1 protein-coding gene is annotated in these 246 nt (G+C 52.4%); it reads left to right on the plus strand.

The features are described 5' to 3' along the window. Positions 1 to 199: hypothetical protein (locus SB822_RS59755; RefSeq protein ID WP_410859466.1), on the plus strand; the 199-nt coding region annotated here is incomplete at its 5' end. Positions 200 to 246: the final 47 nt, after the last annotated feature.

Here is a 246-nt window from a genome sequence, read left to right on the forward strand (position 1 = left end):
GCTGGCGGAAGTTAAATCTGACGAACTGGAACCACTGCCGGTTTCATTGACCAATCTGAATCCGCAAATTATCCGCGCCCGCACCGTGTGCAGCGGTAGCGCAGGCGGCATTCTGACGCCGATCTCTTCTTTAGATCTCAATGCGCTGAGTAATCTTCCCGCTGCCAAAGGCGTTGACGCCGAACAATCCGCACTGTAAAACGGCCTGACACTGGTATTGAAAAACATTGAGTTTCGTCTGCTGGA

The sequence above is a fragment of the Paraburkholderia sp. SIMBA_054 genome (assembly GCF_046534875.1).
GTDB lineage: Bacteria > Pseudomonadota > Gammaproteobacteria > Burkholderiales > Burkholderiaceae > Paraburkholderia > Paraburkholderia hospita.